This window comes from Streptomyces sp. NPDC006925 (assembly GCF_042869575.1).
Lineage (GTDB): Bacteria > Actinomycetota > Actinomycetes > Streptomycetales > Streptomycetaceae > Streptomyces.
Genome location: NZ_JBIAGB010000002.1, coordinates 470,798 through 488,236, shown reverse-complemented (window position 1 = coordinate 488,236; position 17,439 = coordinate 470,798). Strand labels below are relative to the sequence as shown.

14 protein-coding genes are annotated in these 17,439 nt (G+C 71.9%); 2 read left to right on the top strand and 12 right to left on the bottom strand.

Annotated features, from left to right (window positions below; all coding sequences use genetic code 11):
* Positions 1 to 58: 58 nt before the first annotated feature.
* Together ACFYNS_RS04805 and ACFYNS_RS04800 are read right to left on the bottom strand one after the other, a co-directional pair.
* Positions 59 to 1,663: a Na+/H+ antiporter gene (locus tag ACFYNS_RS04805; RefSeq protein ID WP_360297117.1), complete on the bottom strand. Its 1,605-nt coding sequence runs from the start codon at positions 1,661 to 1,663 to the stop codon at positions 59 to 61.
* Positions 1,664 to 1,667: 4 nt separating this feature from the next.
* Positions 1,668 to 2,609 carry an RluA family pseudouridine synthase gene (locus tag ACFYNS_RS04800; protein ID WP_019355496.1) on the bottom strand — a complete coding sequence of 314 codons (942 nt, stop codon included), beginning with the start codon at positions 2,607 to 2,609 and terminating at the stop codon, positions 1,668 to 1,670.
* 234 nt (positions 2,610 to 2,843) lie between these two features.
* On the opposite strand from ACFYNS_RS04800, the gene ACFYNS_RS04795 reads away from it, so the two are divergent.
* Entirely contained in the window at positions 2,844 to 4,109 is a 1,266-nt protein-coding gene (locus tag ACFYNS_RS04795) for a peptidase M6 (RefSeq protein WP_388600786.1), read from the top strand.
* A 122-nt stretch (positions 4,110 to 4,231) separates the two neighbouring features.
* On the opposite strand, the gene lspA is transcribed toward ACFYNS_RS04795, so the two are convergent.
* Both lspA and ACFYNS_RS04785 read right to left on the bottom strand, forming a co-directional pair.
* Positions 4,232 to 4,816: a signal peptidase II gene (gene lspA / locus ACFYNS_RS04790; protein WP_388600784.1), complete on the bottom strand. Its 585-nt coding sequence runs from the start codon at positions 4,814 to 4,816 to the stop codon at positions 4,232 to 4,234.
* Positions 4,817 to 4,869: 53 nt separating this feature from the next.
* Positions 4,870 to 5,769, bottom strand: coding sequence for a TraR/DksA family transcriptional regulator (locus ACFYNS_RS04785; protein ID WP_388600781.1), 900 nt, complete (start codon positions 5,767 to 5,769; stop codon positions 4,870 to 4,872).
* A 478-nt stretch (positions 5,770 to 6,247) separates the two neighbouring features.
* Here ACFYNS_RS04785 and ileS point away from each other — a divergent pair, with 478 nt between their 5' ends.
* Complete coding sequence (gene ileS / locus ACFYNS_RS04780) at positions 6,248 to 9,376, top strand: isoleucine--tRNA ligase (RefSeq protein ID WP_360297126.1); 3,129 nt, start codon at positions 6,248 to 6,250, stop codon at positions 9,374 to 9,376.
* A 235-nt stretch (positions 9,377 to 9,611) separates the two neighbouring features.
* Here ileS and ACFYNS_RS04775 read toward each other — a convergent pair whose 3' ends face one another.
* The 8 genes from ACFYNS_RS04775 to murG all read right to left on the bottom strand — a co-directional run bounded on the left by ACFYNS_RS04775 (position 9,612) and on the right by murG (position 17,435).
* Positions 9,612 to 10,793, bottom strand: a complete 1,182-nt coding sequence (locus ACFYNS_RS04775; protein ID WP_388600778.1) for a DivIVA domain-containing protein — start codon at positions 10,791 to 10,793, stop codon at positions 9,612 to 9,614.
* A 52-nt stretch (positions 10,794 to 10,845) separates the two neighbouring features.
* Complete coding sequence (locus ACFYNS_RS04770; protein WP_019355489.1) at positions 10,846 to 11,130, bottom strand: YggT family protein; 285 nt, start codon at positions 11,128 to 11,130, stop codon at positions 10,846 to 10,848.
* A gap of 64 nt (positions 11,131 to 11,194) precedes the next feature.
* Complete coding sequence (locus tag ACFYNS_RS04765) at positions 11,195 to 11,833, bottom strand: cell division protein SepF (protein WP_360303593.1); 639 nt, start codon at positions 11,831 to 11,833, stop codon at positions 11,195 to 11,197.
* Positions 11,834 to 11,983: 150 nt separating this feature from the next.
* On the bottom strand, positions 11,984 to 12,808 hold the full coding sequence (locus ACFYNS_RS04760; RefSeq protein WP_388600775.1) for a YggS family pyridoxal phosphate-dependent enzyme: 825 nt from the start codon (positions 12,806 to 12,808) through the stop codon (positions 11,984 to 11,986).
* A 3-nt stretch (positions 12,809 to 12,811) separates the two neighbouring features.
* Positions 12,812 to 13,543, bottom strand: coding sequence for a peptidoglycan editing factor PgeF (gene pgeF, locus ACFYNS_RS04755; RefSeq protein ID WP_388600773.1), 732 nt, complete (start codon positions 13,541 to 13,543; stop codon positions 12,812 to 12,814).
* On the bottom strand, positions 13,540 to 14,778 hold the full coding sequence (gene ftsZ, locus ACFYNS_RS04750; RefSeq protein WP_360300342.1) for a cell division protein FtsZ: 1,239 nt from the start codon (positions 14,776 to 14,778) through the stop codon (positions 13,540 to 13,542). Before ftsZ ends, pgeF begins: the two co-directional genes overlap by 4 nt.
* Before the next feature lie 579 nt (positions 14,779 to 15,357).
* Positions 15,358 to 16,290: a cell division protein FtsQ/DivIB gene (locus ACFYNS_RS04745; RefSeq protein WP_388600771.1), complete on the bottom strand. Its 933-nt coding sequence runs from the start codon at positions 16,288 to 16,290 to the stop codon at positions 15,358 to 15,360.
* A 50-nt stretch (positions 16,291 to 16,340) separates the two neighbouring features.
* Entirely contained in the window at positions 16,341 to 17,435 is a 1,095-nt protein-coding gene (gene murG / locus ACFYNS_RS04740) for an undecaprenyldiphospho-muramoylpentapeptide beta-N-acetylglucosaminyltransferase (protein ID WP_360300347.1), read from the bottom strand.
* Between the last annotated feature and the right edge of the window lie 4 nt (positions 17,436 to 17,439).

The following is a 17,439-nucleotide window of genomic DNA, read 5'->3' as shown; positions in this document are numbered from 1 at the left end:
GCGGGGCCGGACAGCCCCGCGCGGCGTGCTCACCGCGGCGGCTCAGCGCGGGGACGGCTCAGCTGCCCCGGAAGCTGCGCACGTCGAGCTGGTGCAGCACCCGGTCGACGGCCTCGGGATCCACCCCGGCCTCGTTCCGCGCCGCGATCACCTCGTGCCGGGCCGCCGACAGCAGCTCGTTCTGCAGCCGCCGCAGCTTCTGCGCGCGGGCCACCCGCTTGCTGTGCGCGGCCCGGCGCTCCTCGCCGACGATCTCGGGCGAGATCCGCGCACCCACGTCCCAGGCACGCCGCAGCAGCGCCTCGGAGACCTCCTCGGGCAGCTCCTCCACCTCTTCGATCTCCCGCAGCCGCCGCCGGGCCGCCTTGGCGACCCGCAGCGCGAGCTGCCGCTCCAGCTCCCGTTCGGCGGCGCTGTCGGACTGCACGTTCAGCCTGCGGACCAGCCGGGGCAGGGTCAGGCCCTGGAAGACCAGGGTCACGAGCACCACCGCGAAGGCGATGAAGAGGATCGCCTCCCGCCCGGGAAACGCTCCGCCCCCGGCATCGGGCTCCACGGACAGCGGGACGGCCAGCGCCAGCGCGACCGAGGCCACCCCGCGCATTCCCGCCCACCACACGACGACCGTCTCCCGCCAGTTGCGCGGGATGTCCTCGTCCAGGTCCTTGCGCTGATGCAGCCGCTGCGCCAGCCAGGCGGAGGGCAGCAGCCACAGCAGCCGCAGGGCGACCACCACGCCGACCACCGCGAGAGCCGCGGGCAGCAGCCGGCGCCAGTCCTGCTGGACGGTCCCGAAGACGGTGTGCAGTTCCAGCCCGATCAGCCCGAAGGCGATCCCGGTCACCAGCGTGTCCACGATCTGCCAGAACGTCTGCCCGGCCAGCCGGCCCTGCACGTCGTCCGCGTCCACCGCGTGCCCGGAGGCCAGATAGAGCGCGGTCGTCAGGACGGCCAGCACGCCGGAGCCCATCAGCTCCTCGGCGAGCACATAGGAGGCGAAGGGCACCAGCAGGCTCAGCCCGGTCTGCAGGGTGGCGTCCCCGAGGTAGCCCATGAGCTTGTTCGCGAGCCAGCCCAGCCCCAGTCCGACCGCGACCGCCACCACACCGGAGAGCACCAGCTCGCCCGCGGCCACCGGCAGCGAGAAGGTGCCGGTGACGGCGGCGGCGATGGCGACGTGGTAGAGGGTGATGGCGGTCACGTCGTTGAAGAGGCCCTCCCCCTCCAGCGCCGAGACCAGCCGCCTGGGCAGTCCGACGTTGCCGGCCACCGCGGTGGCCGCGACCGGGTCGGGCGGTGCGACCAATGCGCCCAGTGCCACCGCCCCGGCCAGGCCGAGCCCGGGCACCAGCAGGTTGGCGACCGCGGCCACCGCCGCCGTGGTGACGAACACCAGTGCGACCGCCATCAGGAAGATCGGCCGCTTGTTCGCCGCGAACTGCCGCCAGGACGTGCGCTGGGCCGCGGCGTAGATCAGCGGCGGCAGCACCAGCGGCAGGATGAAATCGGGCGGCAGCGAGACGTTCGGGATGGAGGGGATCAGCGCCAGCACACCGCCGAAGAGCGTCATCAGCACAGGTGAGGGCAGCCCGAGCTTGTCCCCGAGGGGGACCACCAGGACGGCGGCGAGCAGGAGGGCGAAGAAGAGGGCGAGCTGATCCATTCGGTCAGGAACTCTCGGCCCGCACCTTGTCCAGTGCGGCCTGCAGGTCGGCCGGGTAGCCGCTCTCGTACTCGACCCGGCTCCCGTCGCCCGGGTGCTCGAAGCCGAGCCGCACCGCGTGCAGCCACTGGCGCTCCAGCCGCAGCCGCTTGGCCAGGGTGGGGTCGGCGCCATAGGTCAGATCGCCCACGCAGGGATGCCGGTGTGCCGCCATGTGCACGCGGATCTGGTGGGTGCGCCCGGTCTCCAGCTTGATGTCCAGCAGGCTCGCCGCCCGGAACGCCTCGACCAGGTCGTAGTGGGTCACCGACGGCTTGCCGTCGGAGGTGACCGCCCACTTGTAGTCGTGCTGCGGATGGCGGCCGATGGGCGCGTCGATGGTGCCGCTGAGCGGGTCGGGATGGCCCTGGACCAGCGCGTGGTAGCGCTTGTCGACGGTGCGCTCCTTGAACTGCCGCTTGAGCAGCGTGTAGGCCCGCTCGGACTTGGCGACCACCATCAGCCCGGAGGTGCCCACGTCCAGCCGGTGCACGATGCCCTGCCGCTCCGCCGCGCCGGAGGTGGCGATCGTGTACCCGGCGGCCGCCAGCCCGCCGATCACGGTGGGTCCGCTCCAGCCCGGACTGGGGTGGGCCGCGACCCCGACCGGCTTGACGATCACCACGATGTCGTCGTCGTCATGGACGATCTCCATGCCCTCCACGGGCTCGGCGACGATCCGCACCGGCTGCGCCTGCCGGGGCATCTCCACCTCGATCCAGGCGCCGCCCTGCACCCGGTCGGACTTGCCCGCCGGCGAACCGTCCAGCAGGACCTTGCCGTCCGCGGCCAGCTCCGCCGCCTTGGTCCGCGAGAAGCCGAACATCCGGGCGAGGGCGGCATCGACGCGCTCGCCTTCGAGGCCGTCGGGTACGGGCAGGGTGCGGGTCTCAGGAAGCGTGCTCACCTGATCGAGTATGCCGGACGCGGCGGTACGGCCCGCACGCCCTCGCCTCCGGCGGCACCCCGGCCGCCGTGCTCCGGCCGCACTCCGGGGAGGGCGGCAGACGCGGCTTCCGGCACCGGCACCCCCGCTCACCCGCTCACCCGCGCGGACCACCCCGGGGTGCGGCGCCCGCCGCCGGCGCCGACGGTGTGACAGAAGCCTCGGGACCAGCAGCGACACCGGAGGGAATCGCCGATGACGCCGCGCAGCACGCCTCAGCACCCCGCGCCGGACTCCGGTCCGGACGGCGGTGTACGCCGCCGTCCCGGCCAGGGCCGCCGGCGCGTACTGGCGGTGGCCACCGCACTGGCCACCGCCTGCCTCACGCTGGCCCCGGTGCGGGTGGCGGCGGCCGAGGGCATCGCGGGCCCCTGCGCCATAGCACCCGGCAGCGGCACCGACGAGGGTCCGCTCGGACCCGGCTACGTCCGCCCGCAGGGCAGCAAGCGGGCGCTGATGCTGATGGTCGACTTCAGCGACCACCCCGCGGCCACCCCGGCCCGGACCCGCGCGCGCTTCTTCTCCCGGTACGGCGACCGCTTCTGGAACCGCGCCTCCTTCGGCAAGTACCGGCTGGAGACCGAGACCAACTCCGACTGGATACGCATGCCGCGGCCGTGGTCCTCCTACGGGATCACCCGCGGCATCCCCACCGGCCTGATGCGCGGCTACGTGCAGGACGCGCTGGAGGCCGCGCACCGCCAGGGCACCGACGTGCACGGTGCCGACCTCGTCTTCGTGGTGGCCGACAGCAATCTGCCCGCCGCGCCCACCGTCTCCCAGGCCCACACCTTCGACGGGCTCCGCGCCGCGGGCACCCGGGTGCACGGAGCGGCCCTCATCTTCGGCCGGGCCTCCGACTCGGCGCTGTGGCAGCGCGGGAACTTCGTCCACGAGGCCCACCACCTCTACGGTCTGCCCGACCTCTACAACGTCGCGGAGAACGCCTCCGTCGAGTACGCGGGGGGCTGGGACACCATGAGCATGGCGGGCATCTCCGACCTGCTGGGCTGGCACAAGTGGAAGTTCGGCTGGCTCTCCCGCTCCCGGGTCGGCTGCGTCACCTCGGCGGGCACCTCCGAGCACACCCTGAACCCGGTCAGCTCCCCGGACGCGGGACTGACCGTGATACGGACCGGACGGCATCGGGCGATAGTGGCCGAGGCGCGCACCCGCTCCGGACTGGACCGGGGCATCTGCGCGGAGGGCGTGCTCCTCTACACCGTCGACTCGGCGCGGCCCACCGGCGAGGGCCCGGTACGTGTCGTCGACTCCCGCCCCCGCAGCGGCGGCGGCGCCGCCTGCACCGACCGACTGCCCAGCGAGCTGGCCGAGATGTCGGACGCGCCCTTCGCCCCTGGCGAGAGCCACACCTTCCCCGGCGGGATACGCATCACCGTCACCGGCGCCACCGACGAGGGCGGCTACCGCGTCCGGGTGCACGTCCCGCACCGCGGCTGAGCGCCCCGGCCGAGCGCTCCGGCCGAGCGCCCCGGCCGAACAGCGGCGGGCGGGCGGCGCTCCGCACCGGCGGCCACCGCCGCACGGAGTCCGGCGCCGATGACGGGTCCGCGCGGCCGGGTTCAGTCCCGGTGGACGGTGCCGTCCGGGTCCAGGCCGCGGAAGGAGAGCAGCACGATCAGGACGCCCCCGCACACGATGGCCGAGTCGGCCAGGTTGAAGACCGCGAAGTGCTTGGGCGCGATGAAGTCCACGACGGCCCCCTGGAAGACCCCCGGGGCACGGAAGATCCGGTCGGCCAGATTGCCGCACGCACCGCCCAGCAGCAGGCCCAGCGCGATCGCCCAGGGGAGGCTGTAGAGCTTGCGGGCAATCCGCGCGATCACCACCACGACGGCCACCGCGATCGCGCTCAGCACGAGCGTCAGCGCCTCTCCCAGGCCGAAGGCGGCACCGGGGTTGCGGATGACGCTCAACTGGAGCCAGGAGCCGAGCAGCTCGATCGGGGCGTGGTTTTCCAGCTCCGCGACCACCACCAGCTTGCTGACCAGGTCCAGCGCGAACGCGAACCCGGCCACCGCGGCCAGCACACCGATCCGCCGCCTGCGCCGCGGGGGTGCGGAGGACTCCCCTTCCGCGTGCTCCTCTTCACCACCGCCGGCCGCGCCTTCGTCGGGGCCGTCGACAGTCCGCTCCACCTCAGTCACGCCTTGAGGGTACGACACGCGCGGACGGCGGTGTTCACGGCGTTCTCCCGGGCTCAGCGGCGCTCCTGCTTCTGCTTGCACTCCACGCAGAGCGTGGCCCGCGGGAACGCCTGCATCCGGGCCTTCCCGATCGGCTTGCCGCAGTTCTCGCACTGCCCGTACGTCCCCGCGTCCAGCCGCTCCAGCGCGCGCTCGCTCTGGTAGAGCATCTCGCGCGCGTTGGCGGCCAGCGCCATCTCGTGCTCGCGGGTGATGTTCTTGGTCCCGGTGTCCGCGTCGTCGTCACCGGCGCCGTCGCCCGAGTCCCGCATCAGGCCGCTGAGCGCCTCCTCCGCGGAGGCGATCTCCTGCCGGAGCCCGTCGGCCTCCTCGCGCAGACCCGAGCGGGCCTCCTCGACCTCTTCCGGGGACCATGGTTCCTCGTCGGGGCGTACCAGCAGTTCGCCGGGGGCCACCGGGCCCGCCTCGCTCCGCGCCGTGGGCACCGCCTCGGTCTCCGTCACCGGAGTCTTCTTCGCAGCCACCGTCCCAGCTCCCGTCGTCGTCCGCGCGTCCTGTCCGGTGGGCGCCTCGGCAGCGCCTTCCTGCCGGCCCCCCGCCGTTCCGGCCGCTGTCGTCGCCGCGGCCCCGTCGGCCGCCGCCCGTTCCCCCGCGCCTGTCCTCGCCGCGGCCTTCTTCGCCGGCGCCGTTGCGGCGGCCGTCTTCTTCGCGGCCGTCTTCTTCGCGGCCGGAGCCTTCTTGGCCGCCGTCTTCTTGGCCGCCGTCTTCTTGGCGGATGCCTTCTTGGCCGCCGTCTTCTTGGCCGCCGTCTTCTTGGCGGATGCCTTCTTCGCCGATGCCTTCTCGGCCGGCGCCTTCCCGGCCGCCTTCTTCGCCGCCGCGGTCCGGTCCCCGTCGTCTGTGGCCTTCTTCGATGCTGCCGTCTTCTTCGCGGCGCTCTCCTCCGCCACCATGACCGCGGCCCCTTCACATTTTGTGATCTTGCTCGCGAAACGTGACCGGAACGATAAATCGACTTCAACCGCGCAGCAACGGGGCACGCCGGTCTGCCACCTTTGTGCCCCGCCCGGCCGCGCGAAAACCGCTCCGTACCCGGGGCGGAATCCCCGTACACTGAGGACGGCGAAAGGCGAGGACGGGGACGAGTAGCGTCTGTGAGCGGCCCAGAGCGATCCGGGGACGGTGGAAGCCCGGAGGCGAGCGCAGCGTGAAGATCACCCCCGAGCCGCCGGAAGAAAGCCCGGAGCATCCCGCTCCCGGACGAGTAGAACCGGCAGCGCTACCCCAACGAGGGGGCGGCGGGCACAGCCCGCCGTCAAGGAGGGTGGTACCGCGGGTCCGCCGCCGGCCAGGCAGGCGAGCTCGTCCCTCCGACGGAAGTGAAGAAGCACAGCATCTTCCCGATGTCCGCCGGAGGAAGAAGACCCGCCGATGCAATACAACCAGGTGCCCGCGCAGGTCGACCTGCCCGCGCTGGAGCGCGCAGTGCTCGATTTCTGGCACGAGAACAAGGTGTTCGCCCGCACCCTCGAACAGTCCGAGGGCCGCCCGGAGTGGGTCTTCTACGAGGGCCCGCCCACCGCGAACGGCATGCCCGGAGCGCACCACATCGAGGCCCGCGTCTTCAAGGACGTCTTCCCCCGCTTCCGCACCATGCGCGGCTACCACGTGGCACGCAAGGCCGGCTGGGACTGCCACGGCCTGCCGGTCGAGCTCGCCGTGGAGAAGGAGCTGGGCTTCAACGGCAAGCAGGACATCGAGGACTACGGCATCGCCGAGTTCAACGCCCGGTGCCGGGAGTCGGTGACCCGGCACACCGACGCGTTCGCCGAGCTGACCACCCGGATGGGCTACTGGGTCGACCTGGACGACGCCTACCGGACGATGAACCCCGAGTACATCGAGTCGGTGTGGTGGTCGCTCAAGCAGATCTTCGAGAAGGGCCTGCTGGCCCAGGACCACCGGGTCGCCCCCTGGTGCCCCCGCTGCGGCACCGGGCTGTCCGACCACGAGCTGGCGCAGGGCTACGAGACGGTGGTGGACCCCTCCGTCTACGTCCGGATGCCGCTCACCTCCGGCCCGCTGGCCGGCGAGGCGTCGCTCATGGTCTGGACGACCACGCCATGGACGCTGGTCGCCAACCTGGCCGTGGCCACCCACCCCGATGTCACCTACGTCGTCGCCTCCGACGGCACCGACAAGATCATCGTGGCCGAACCGCTGCTGGACAGCGCCCTCGGCGAGGACTGGCACATCACCGGCGAGCGCTACACGGGCCGGGAGATGAACGGCTGGAGCTACCGGCGCCCGTTCGAGCTGGTGGACATCCCCGGGGCGCACTTCGTCGTCAACGACACCTACGTCACCACCGAGGACGGCACCGGCATGGTGCACCTGGCCCCCTTCGGCGAGGACGACTTCCGGGTCGCCCGCGCCAACGGCATCAGTCCGGTCGTGCCCGTCCGCTCCGACGGCACGTTCGAGCCCGGCTTGGACCTGATCGGCGGCCAGTTCTTCAAGAAGGCCGACGAGGCCCTGGTCGCCGACCTGGACGCCCGCGGTCTCCTCTTCCGGCACGTGGCCTACGAGCACAGCTACCCCCATTGCTGGCGCTGCCACACGGCCCTCATCTACTACCCACAGCCGTCCTGGTACATCCGCACGACCCGGGTCAAGGAGGCCCTGCTCCGGGAGAACGAGGCCACCAACTGGTTCCCGGACTCCGTCAAGCACGGCCGCTTCGGCGACTGGCTGGACAACAACGTGGACTGGGCGCTGTCGCGCAACCGCTACTGGGGCACCCCGCTGCCCGTCTGGCGGTGCGAGGAGGGGCACCTCACCTGTGTCGGCTCGCTGGCCGAGCTGAGCGAACTGTCCGGCACCGATCAGTCGGGGCTCGACCCGCACCGCCCCTACATCGACGCCGTCACCTTCGGCTGCCCGGCCGAGGGCTGCGCGCTGGAGGCGGAACGCGTCCCGGAGGTCATCGACGCCTGGTACGACTCCGGCTCCATGCCCTTCGCGCAGTGGGGCTACCCGTACAAGAACAAGGAGCTGTTCGAGAAGCGCTACCCGGCCCAGTTCATCTCGGAGGCCATCGACCAGACCCGCGGCTGGTTCTACACCCTGATGGCGGTCGGCACCCTGGTATTCGACAAGTCCTCCTACGAGAACGTGGTCTGCCTGGGCCACATCCTGGCCGAGGACGGCCGCAAGATGTCCAAGCACCTGGGCAACACCCTGGAGCCGATCCCCCTCATGGAGCAGCACGGCGCCGACGCGGTGCGCTGGTTCATGGCCGCGGGAGGCTCGCCCTGGGCGGCCCGTCGGGTCGGCCACGGCACCATCCAGGAAGTCGTCCGCAAGACGCTGCTGACCTACTGGAACACCGTCGCCTTCCAGGCCCTGTACGCGCGGACGAGCGGCTGGGCGCCCTCCGGGGCCGACCCGGAGCCGCACCTGCGCCCGCTGCTGGACCGCTGGCTGCTGAGCGAGCTGCACGCGCTGGTCGACCAGGTCACCATCGCCATGGACGGCTACGACACCCAGCGCGCGGGCAAGCTGCTGTCCACTTTCGTCGACGACCTGTCCAACTGGTACGTCCGCCGCTCCCGGCGCCGCTTCTGGCAGGGCGACGCCGCCGCGCTGCGCACCCTGCACGACGTGATCGAGACCGTCACCAAGCTGATGGCGCCGATCACCCCGTTCCTGGCCGAACGGGTCTGGCAGGACCTGGTCGTCCCGGTCACCCCCGACGCACCCGACTCGGTGCACCTGTCCACCTGGCCGCAGGCCGACCTCAGCCGCATCGACCCCGAGCTGTCCCAGGACATGCTGCTGGTGCGGCGTCTGGTGGAGCTGGGCCGTGCCTCGCGCGCCGAGTCCGGCGTCAAGACCCGCCAGCCGCTGTCCCGCGCGCTCATCGCCGCACAGGGCTTCGAGACCCTCTCCCCCGAGATGCGCAACCAGATCACCGAGGAGCTGAACGTCGAGCAGCTCGCCTCCCTCGCGGATGTCGGCGGCTCGCTCGTCGACACCACGGCCAAGGCCAACTTCCGGGCGCTGGGCCGCCGCTTCGGCAAGGACACGCAGGCGGTCGCCAAGGCCATCGCCGGGGCCGATGCCGCGGCACTGTCGGTGGCCCTGCGCGAGGGCACCGGCACCGTGGAGGTGGACGGCGAGACCGTGGCGCTGAGCCCCGAGGAGGTCATCATCACCGAGACGCCCCGCGAGGGCTGGTCGGTGGCCTCCGACCCCGGCGCCACCGTCGCGCTCGACCTGGAGATCTCCCCCGAGCTGCGGCGCACCGGACTGGCCCGGGACGCCATCCGGCTCATCCAGGAGGCCCGGAAGAACTCCGGCCTGGACGTCGCCGACCGGATCGAGCTGCGTTGGCAGTCCGACGACGACGAGGTGGCCCGCGCGCTGGCCGAGCACACCTTCCTCATCGCGGAAGAGGTCCTGGCCGAGGAGTTCGCCCAGGGCGACCCGGAGGAAATCGAGGGCCCCACCTTCGAGGACGAGGCGCTGTCCCTGGCGTTCCGGCTCCGCAAGGGCTGAGCCGCACGCAGTACCGCAGTACCGCACCGCCCCCGTCCGCCGACCGCGGCCGGGGGCGGTGCCGCGCGGAGCCGCGGTGGCTCCGCGCGGCTGCGATCGCTCCGCGGTGCTGCGGGCCGAGCCCTGGGGGAACGGCGGAGCGGTCCGAGGGCCGGCAGCACGAACGGGCCGGGCCCGGGAGCGGAAGGTGCTCCCGGGCCCGGCCCGTCGACGGTGGGCGCTCAGCGCGCCCGGGTCAGCTCTCGTCCTCGTCGATGAGGAAGCCCCGCATCGGGGACGGCGCCTGCTGGCCCTGCGGTCCGCCCTGCGGCCGGACCGGTGCCATCGGCTGGGTCATGGCCGGCGACATCTGCTGCTGGCCGCCGTAGGACTGGCCGGCACCGCCCTGGGTGTGCGGACCGCCGCCGGGGCCGCCCATGGAGTGGCCGTTGCTGCCCATGGACTGGTGTCCACCCATGGTGCCGCCGCCGTTGTTGGGTGCACCGGCGGGAGCACCGGCCCCGGCCGGGGCCATCGACGGCGAGGGTGCGGGCAGCGACGCGGTCGCGGGCGTCCGCGGCGGCGCGAGCGAGTCGTCGGCCTGGTTCTCCAACTGCCGCAGCTGGCTCTCCAGGTACGACTTCAGCCGCGTGCGGTACTCGCGTTCGAAGCCGCGCAGGTCCTCGACCTTGCGCTCCAGGGTGGCGCGGGCGGACTCCAGAGAGCCCATCGCGACCCGGTGCTTCTCCTGCGCGTCCCGCTCCAGCGCGTCGGCCTTGGCGCGGGCGTCCCGCTCCAGACCCTCGGCGCGGCTGCGGGCCTCACCGACGATCTTGTTGGCCTCGGAACGGGCCTCCGCGATCGCGTGGTCGGCCGTCTGCTGCGCCAGCGACAGCACGCGGGCCGCGCTGTCGTTGTTCTGGCCGCCGCCGGGCATCTGCGGACCACCCTGCGGGCCGCCCTGCGGACCGCCGGGGCCCATCGGACCGCCCTGCTGCGGGCCGGGGCCGCCGGGACCCATCGGACCGCCCTGCTGCGGACCGGGGCCGCCGGGACCACCCGGACCACCGGGGCCCGCGGGAAGCTGCGCCTGACCGCCGGGAAGCTGCGGCGGGCCGCCCATACCCTGCTGCTGCTGGGGCGGGACGGGCTGCGGTCCGGATATGGCGGCGGGCACAGGGGCCCCGCCTTGCTGCTGCTGCCTGTCCTGGGGTTCAGGAGGCTTGCGCATGCCGCCCTGTTGCTGTTGCTGGTTCTGGGCCGCCGCGCGCGTGGCCGCAGCCAGCTTGGCGCGCAGGTCCTCGTTCTCGCGCAGCAGCCGGGTCAGCTCGGCTTCGACCTCGTCGAGGAAGGCATCGACCTCGTCCTCGTCATAGCCTTCGCGCAGACGGACGGTCGTGAACTGCTTGTTCCGCACGTCCTCGGGGGACAGGGGCATCTCTTCACCTCAACGTAAGTCGTCGGCATATCGGCAAGACCATTCCGATCGTTCACAGCCTGGCCACGACGTTGATCAGGATGTAGACGATGATCATGAGTACGAAGAAGGACAGGTCAAGCGCCACGCCCCCGAAGCGCAGCGGTGGGATGAACCGCCGCAGAAGCTTGAGTGGCGGATCGGTGACAGTGTAGGTCGCCTCGAGAACGACCACCATCGCCTTGCCGGGTTGCCATGAGCGGGCGAACTGGAAGACATAGTCCATCACCAGCCGGAAGATCAGCACGAGCAGGAAGCAGTACAGCGCGATTTGGACCACGTCCAGTGCGGTTCTCATCTGCGCGTCCCTCTCCCCTGGGGCTCTCGTGCCGCCTTGGCGGCCTGTTCCTGGACCCTGCGTCTCAGCTCTGGTTGAAGAACCCGCCCTCTGCGATGCGGGCCTTGTCCTCCGCCGTGACATCGACGTTAGCAGGAGACAGCAGGAACACCTTCTGCGTCACTCGCTCGATACTGCCGTGCAGACCGAAGACCAGACCAGCCGCAAAGTCGACAAGTCGCTTCGCATCGGTGTCGTCCATCTCCGTCAGATTCATGATCACCGGAGTGCCCTCACGGAAGTGTTCCCCGATGGTACGGGCTTCGTTGTAGGTCCGGGGGTGCAACGTGGTGATCCGGTACGGCTCACGTTCGGACACGACCTTGGGCATGATCACCGGGGCGCTCTTCTCGACATTCTGGCGTTCAGGTGTGATGGATGACACGGGAGCAATTCTCCCGGCTCGTCCGCTTTCGGCGGCAACCGCCGGAGGGGTCTCCGGCTCCCGCTCCCGCTGTGCCGGAGGGTGAGCAACCCTCACCGGCTCCTCGGAATCGGTCTTTTGGAGCGAATGGTGTGATTGTTCCGACTCGTACCGCCGATGATCCCGTTCGGGCTCGGGCTCGGGCTCGAACTCGTCATCAGGGTCGAATCCCCGGCCGTCGTACCCATCGTCCTCCACGAGGCCGAGGTAGACCGCCATCTTGCGCATCGCGCCGGCCATTCTCTGCGTCCTCCGCTCTGTGGTGGATCGACTCCATCGACGCAGCCCCCGTCACCGGTGGCCCTGGGATGATCCACGCAGCCTCTCCGACCGGCCTTTTCCGGCGGAAATGACCATATATTCTGCTGTGGTCCCACTCGCTTCGCGACGTTACCGGAGCCGAGGTCGGTCTCCGAGTACCGCACTGCCGACGCGCACATGTGTCGCACCCGCGAGCACCGCCTCTTCGAGATCCGAACTCATTCCCGCCGACACCATCGTCGCAGCAGGATGCGCCACCCGCAGGGCGGTTGAGACTTCCCACAGCCGGTCGAAAGCCGCCCGGGGCCGCCCCGCCAGCGGCCCTGCCAGCGGCGCGACGGTCATCACTCCGTCGAGCCGCAGCCCTTGGGCGGCCGCCACCGCCTCCGCGAGATCCGCCACACCGTCGGGCGCGACACCGCCCCGCTCCCCCACCGAACCGGACGGGGCGTCGAGGGCGACCTGGACCAGACATCCGATCTCCCGCTCCGCGCGGACGGCGGCGGCCGAGAGGGCGGTCACCAGTCGCGTCCGGTCCACGGAGTGGACATGCTGCGCATAACCGGCAACCGACCGCGCCTTGTTGGTCTGCAACTGCCCGACGAAGTGCCAGTCGAGCCCCGCGCCCGCACAGGCGGCCGCCTTCTGCGCCGCCTCCTGGTCGCGGTTCTCCGCCACATTCCGCACGCCCAGCTCGGCCAGCAGCCGGACATCGGAGGCGGGGTGGGTCTTGGTCACGACGATGAGCGTGACCTCGTCGCGCCGGCGCCCCGCCATGCGGCAGGCGCCCTCGATGCGCTCCTCCACCCGGGCGAGACCGGCGGCCAGCTCCGCCTTGCGCGCCGCCTCGGCGGACGCGGGCTCCGCGGAGCCCGCGAAGGCCGCAGTCCGCCCGTCCGCGGATTCTGCAGGCATGTCCGACTCGGCGCGCTCATAGGGCATATCGTCCGTCATCTCTCAGTCCGCCTCGATCCAGACATACCCCGCAAGCCTTCCCGTGGTCCGGTCCCGGCGGTAGGAGAAATGATCAGCGGACTCCAAGGTGCACACGGAGGAGTGACCGCGGTCGACGACCCCCGCACGGGTGAGCTGGGCCCGCACCCCGGCGGCCATGTCGACGGCGGGGGTTCCCGCCCGGGTCGTCGCGTACGCCTCGGGGACGGCAGCCGCCACGTCGGCGCGCATCCGCTCCGGAACTTCGTAGCAGCCGCCGCAGACCGCGGGTCCGGTACGCGCGACGATGCGCTCCGGGACGGCGCCGAGCCCGGTCATCGCCTCGACCGTCGCGCCGACCACTCCGGCCTGCACGCCCGGCCGCCCGGCGTGCGCGGCGCCGGCGACCCCGGCGACGGGGTCGGCGAGCAGCACCGGAGTGCAGTCGGCGGTGAGCACGGCGAGTGCGAGCCCCCGACGCGCCGTCACCACGCCGTCGACGGGCGGCGCCTCGGCTCCGAAGGGGCGATCGACGACAGCGACGTCGCGTCCGTGCACCTGGTGCATCCAGACCACCGCCTCGGGCGACAGCCCGAGCGCCTGCGCGACCCGCTCCCGGTTGGCACGCACCGCCTCGGGGTCGTCGCCGACCGCGCCGCCGAGATTGAGCTCCTCATACGGAGCGGCGCTCACCCCGCCCCACCTGTCGGTGAAGGCGAAATGCGCGCCGCTGACCGTCTCTTGTTCCGCTATCACTTCAGGAAGTCCGGCACATCCAGCTCTTCCGCCTGACTGTCGTGGTACGGGCGGGCCGGCGGCACCTGCGGGGTGGCGGACGGCGGCGGGACCTCGCTCACCGGAGCGGGCTCCGGGCGCGGCGGGGCCTCCTCCTCGCGCGGCGGGGCGACGGCGCCCAGGCCGCCGAACGAGGGGCGCTCGGGCTCCGGGTCGGCGGCGGGCGCCGGCTCGTCCTGGTAGGCGGGGGCCGAGGAAGCCGCCGCGGACGACTGGCCGAGCGCCTTCTCCCCCTTCTTGGCGGGCGGCTGGCCGCCGTCGAACCCGGCCGCGATGACGGTGACCCGCACCTCGTCGCCGAGCGCGTCGTCGATGACGGCACCGAAGATGATGTTCGCCTCGGGGTGGGCGGCCTCGCTGACCAGTTGGGCGGCCTCGTTGATCTCGAACAGACCGAGGTCCGACCCACCGGAGATGGAGAGCAGGACACCGCGCGCCCCGTCGATGGACGCCTCCAGGAGCGGCGAGGAGATGGCCATCTCGGCGGCGGCGACCGCGCGGTCGTCGCCACGGGCCGAGCCGATCCCCATCAGGGCCGATCCCGCCTCGGACATCACGGACTTGACGTCCGCGAAGTCGAGGTTGATCAGACCGGGGGTGGTGATGAGGTCGGTGATGCCCTGCACACCCGAGAGCAGGACCTGGTCGGCGGACTTGAAGGCGTCCAGCACGCTGACCTGGCGGTCCGAGATGGACAGCAGCCGGTCGTTGGGAATGACGATCAGCGTGTCGACCTCGTCGCGCAGTCCCGCGATGCCGTCCTCGGCCTGGTTGGCCCGGCGGCGGCCCTCGAAGGTGAAGGGACGGGTGACGACACCGATGGTGAGGGCACCGAGCGAGCGGGCGATGTTCGCCACGACGGGCGCGCCGCCGGTGCCGGTGCCGCCGCCCTCGCCGGCCGTCACGAAGACCATGTCGGCCCCCTTGAGGACCTCTTCGATCTCCTCGCGGTGGTCCTCAGCCGCCTTGCGGCCGACGTCCGGGTTGGCGCCGGCGCCGAGGCCGCGAGTCAGCTCGCGGCCCACATCGAGCTTGACATCGGCGTCGCTCATCAACAGGGCTTGCGCGTCAGTGTTGATCGCGATGAACTCGACGCCCTTGAGACCGACCTCGATCATCCGGTTGATGGCGTTCACGCCACCGCCGCCGATACCGACGACCTTGATGACTGCGAGGTAGTTCTGCGGTGCTGCCACGTCGAAGGCCTCTCGCCTCGAGTTACGTATCCCTGTGGGGCGGTTCGAACGCCGACCCGAACCCTAAGTGTGAAGTTTAGGGTTACCAGTGCCTGTCTTACTCGGACTCTTCGCAACGGACACTAAGTCGACAAGTGCTGGGTGTTCAACGAACACGCCGAACCTCCCGTTTTTCTTTTCACCCTATGTGATCAGACCGAGCAGTAGCCATCCAGGGTGCTCACCAGCGGCGATGCGCGTCAACTGACACGCTCCCGACCGACGGTGGCCCCGGCGCCCGCACCGATCCGCGGCCGCAACCCGTCCGGGGCCCGGGATACTCCGCTCCCGTTGCCGATCGCGGCCGGGGACCGGGGGTTTGCCCCCGGCGGAACGAGGTACCTGTGCGGGCAGGCCGGGCAGCGGCCGTCCGAGGTGCCCGCCGGCAGCGGGGACCGCCCATGGGGACGGACCGCTCCCGGCGAGAACATCAGCCTGATCATGCGGGGCAGTCCGGGTCAACTGACGCGGCCACGGAACGGCGGACTCCAGCCGTTCGCCGAACCCGGCTGGGGGTACGGCGGTTAGCGCGGAGTCCGGCTAACTGTCCGACGCGGCCGGGGCACTGGGGGCCGTGACATCGAAGTGGGTGGCGTCCTCGGCGGCTTTCATCAGCGCCGTCAGCGCCGCGGCTTTCGCCCGGCCGCGTTCGGCACTTCCCCACCGGACGGTGCGGTCCCCCGTCAGTTCCAGGGTGATGTCGTCGAAGGAGCGGACCCGGACGGTCCGGGTGGCGTGGTGGACGGATTCCGGAAGTGCGGCGGCGGCCCGGGCAGCTGCCCGGCGCAGCCGCCCTGACGAGAAGTACCGCTCGTCCGCCGCCCGCCGCGGCGCGAGCACCAGAACCGGAACGCCTTTCGGCGGCTTGCCGACTGTGGCGAATCGCACGCCTTCGGAGTCGACTTCCACATAGTCGCCCGCTTTCTCCATCACCAGCGCCGGGCGCCGTTCGGTGACGGTGAGCGTCAGACCGTGCGGCCAGGAGCGCTCGGCCGCCACCTCGCGGACTCTCGGGAGCGCCCGGCGCACCCGGTCCTGGAGCGCCGCCTTGTCGACGGTGATGAGCGGTGCGCCCTCGGGAGCCGCGGCGGCGCGGCTGACGTCGGCCTCGCTCAGCACCCGGGTGCCGGTCACCGAGACGTTCCGCAGCCGCAGCCACGGCGAGCCGTAGAACACCCAGGTGCCGAAGCCGCTCAGCGGGACGGCGAGGAGCAGCAGCAGGGCGAGGGCGCGCCGACGGCGCAGGCGCGGCCCGAACCGGCCGGGGCGCGCCCGTTCCTCATCTCCGCCCCCGGAACCGGAGTCCGGATCGGCGCCGGCCGCGGCGTCGACGGTGCGGCTCCGGTAGGCGGCCCGGCCGCGCGGCGGCGCTTCGCCGGCACCGCCGGACGTCCGGCCGCCGCCCGGCCTTCCGGCCGCTCCGGTTGCCTTGCCGGCTCCGGCAGCTCGGGCTGCTTTCACCACGAGGACCACCACCCTGCTCTCTGCGTGCTCGGCGAGGCGCCGGCCCGCGCCGCGCCGGGTCAGTCCCGGCGGTTGGCGGCGATCGCCTCGTACACCATGCCGACAAGCAGTTCATCGGCGTCCGGACGGCCGAACTCGGCTGCCGCCCGGGACATCGCGGTGAGCTGCTGCGGATCGGCGAGGACCGGGAGCACATTGCCCTGGATCCACTCCGGCGTCAGTTCCGCGTCGTCGACCAGGAGTCCGCCGCCCGCCTTGACGACCGGCTGCGCGTTGAGCCGCTGTTCGCCGTTGCCGATCGGCAGCGGAACGTAGGCGGCGGGCAGCCCGACAGCCGACAGCTCCGCGACGGTCATCGCGCCCGCGCGGCAGAGCATCATGTCGGCCGCGGCGTACGCGAGGTCCATCCGGTCCACATACGGTACCGGCACATAGGGCGGCATTCCGGGCATGTGGTCCACGTGGGGGATCTCGTTCTTGGGCCCGACCGCGTGCAGGATCTGGATACCCGCGCGCTGCAGATGCGGAACGACCTGCTGGACGACCTCGTTGAGCCGGCGCGCGCCCTGCGAGCCGCCGGAGACCAGCAGCGTCGGCAGGTTGGGGGCCAGCCCGAAGGCGGCACGGGCCTCGGGCCGCACAGCGGAGCGGTTGAGGGTCGCGACGGAGCGGCGCAGCGGGATCCCGACGTAGCGGGCGTCCCGCAGTTTGCTGTCCGGCGTGGAGACCGCGACCCCGTGCGCGTAGCGCGAGCCGATCTTGTTGGCGAGCCCCGGCCGGGCGTTGGCCTCGTGCACCACGATGGGCACCCTGGCGCGCTTGGCGGCCAGGTAGCCGGGCAGCGCCACATAGCCGCCGAAGCCGACGACGCAGTCGGCCTTCGTGCGCTCCAGGATCTGCTCGGTTGCCTTGATGGTGCCGCGCAGCCGACCGGGAACCGTGATCAGCTCGGGCGTGGGTTTGCGCGGCAGCGGGACGGCCGGGATCAGTTCGAGCTGGTAGCCGCGCTCCGGCACCAGCCGCGTCTCCAGGCCGCGCTCGGTACCGAGCGCCGTGATCCCCACGGTCGGGTCCTGCCTGCGCAGGGCGTCCGCGAGGGCGAGCGCGGGCTCGATATGGCCGGCGGTCCCCCCACCGGCGAGTACGACGTGCACGCTG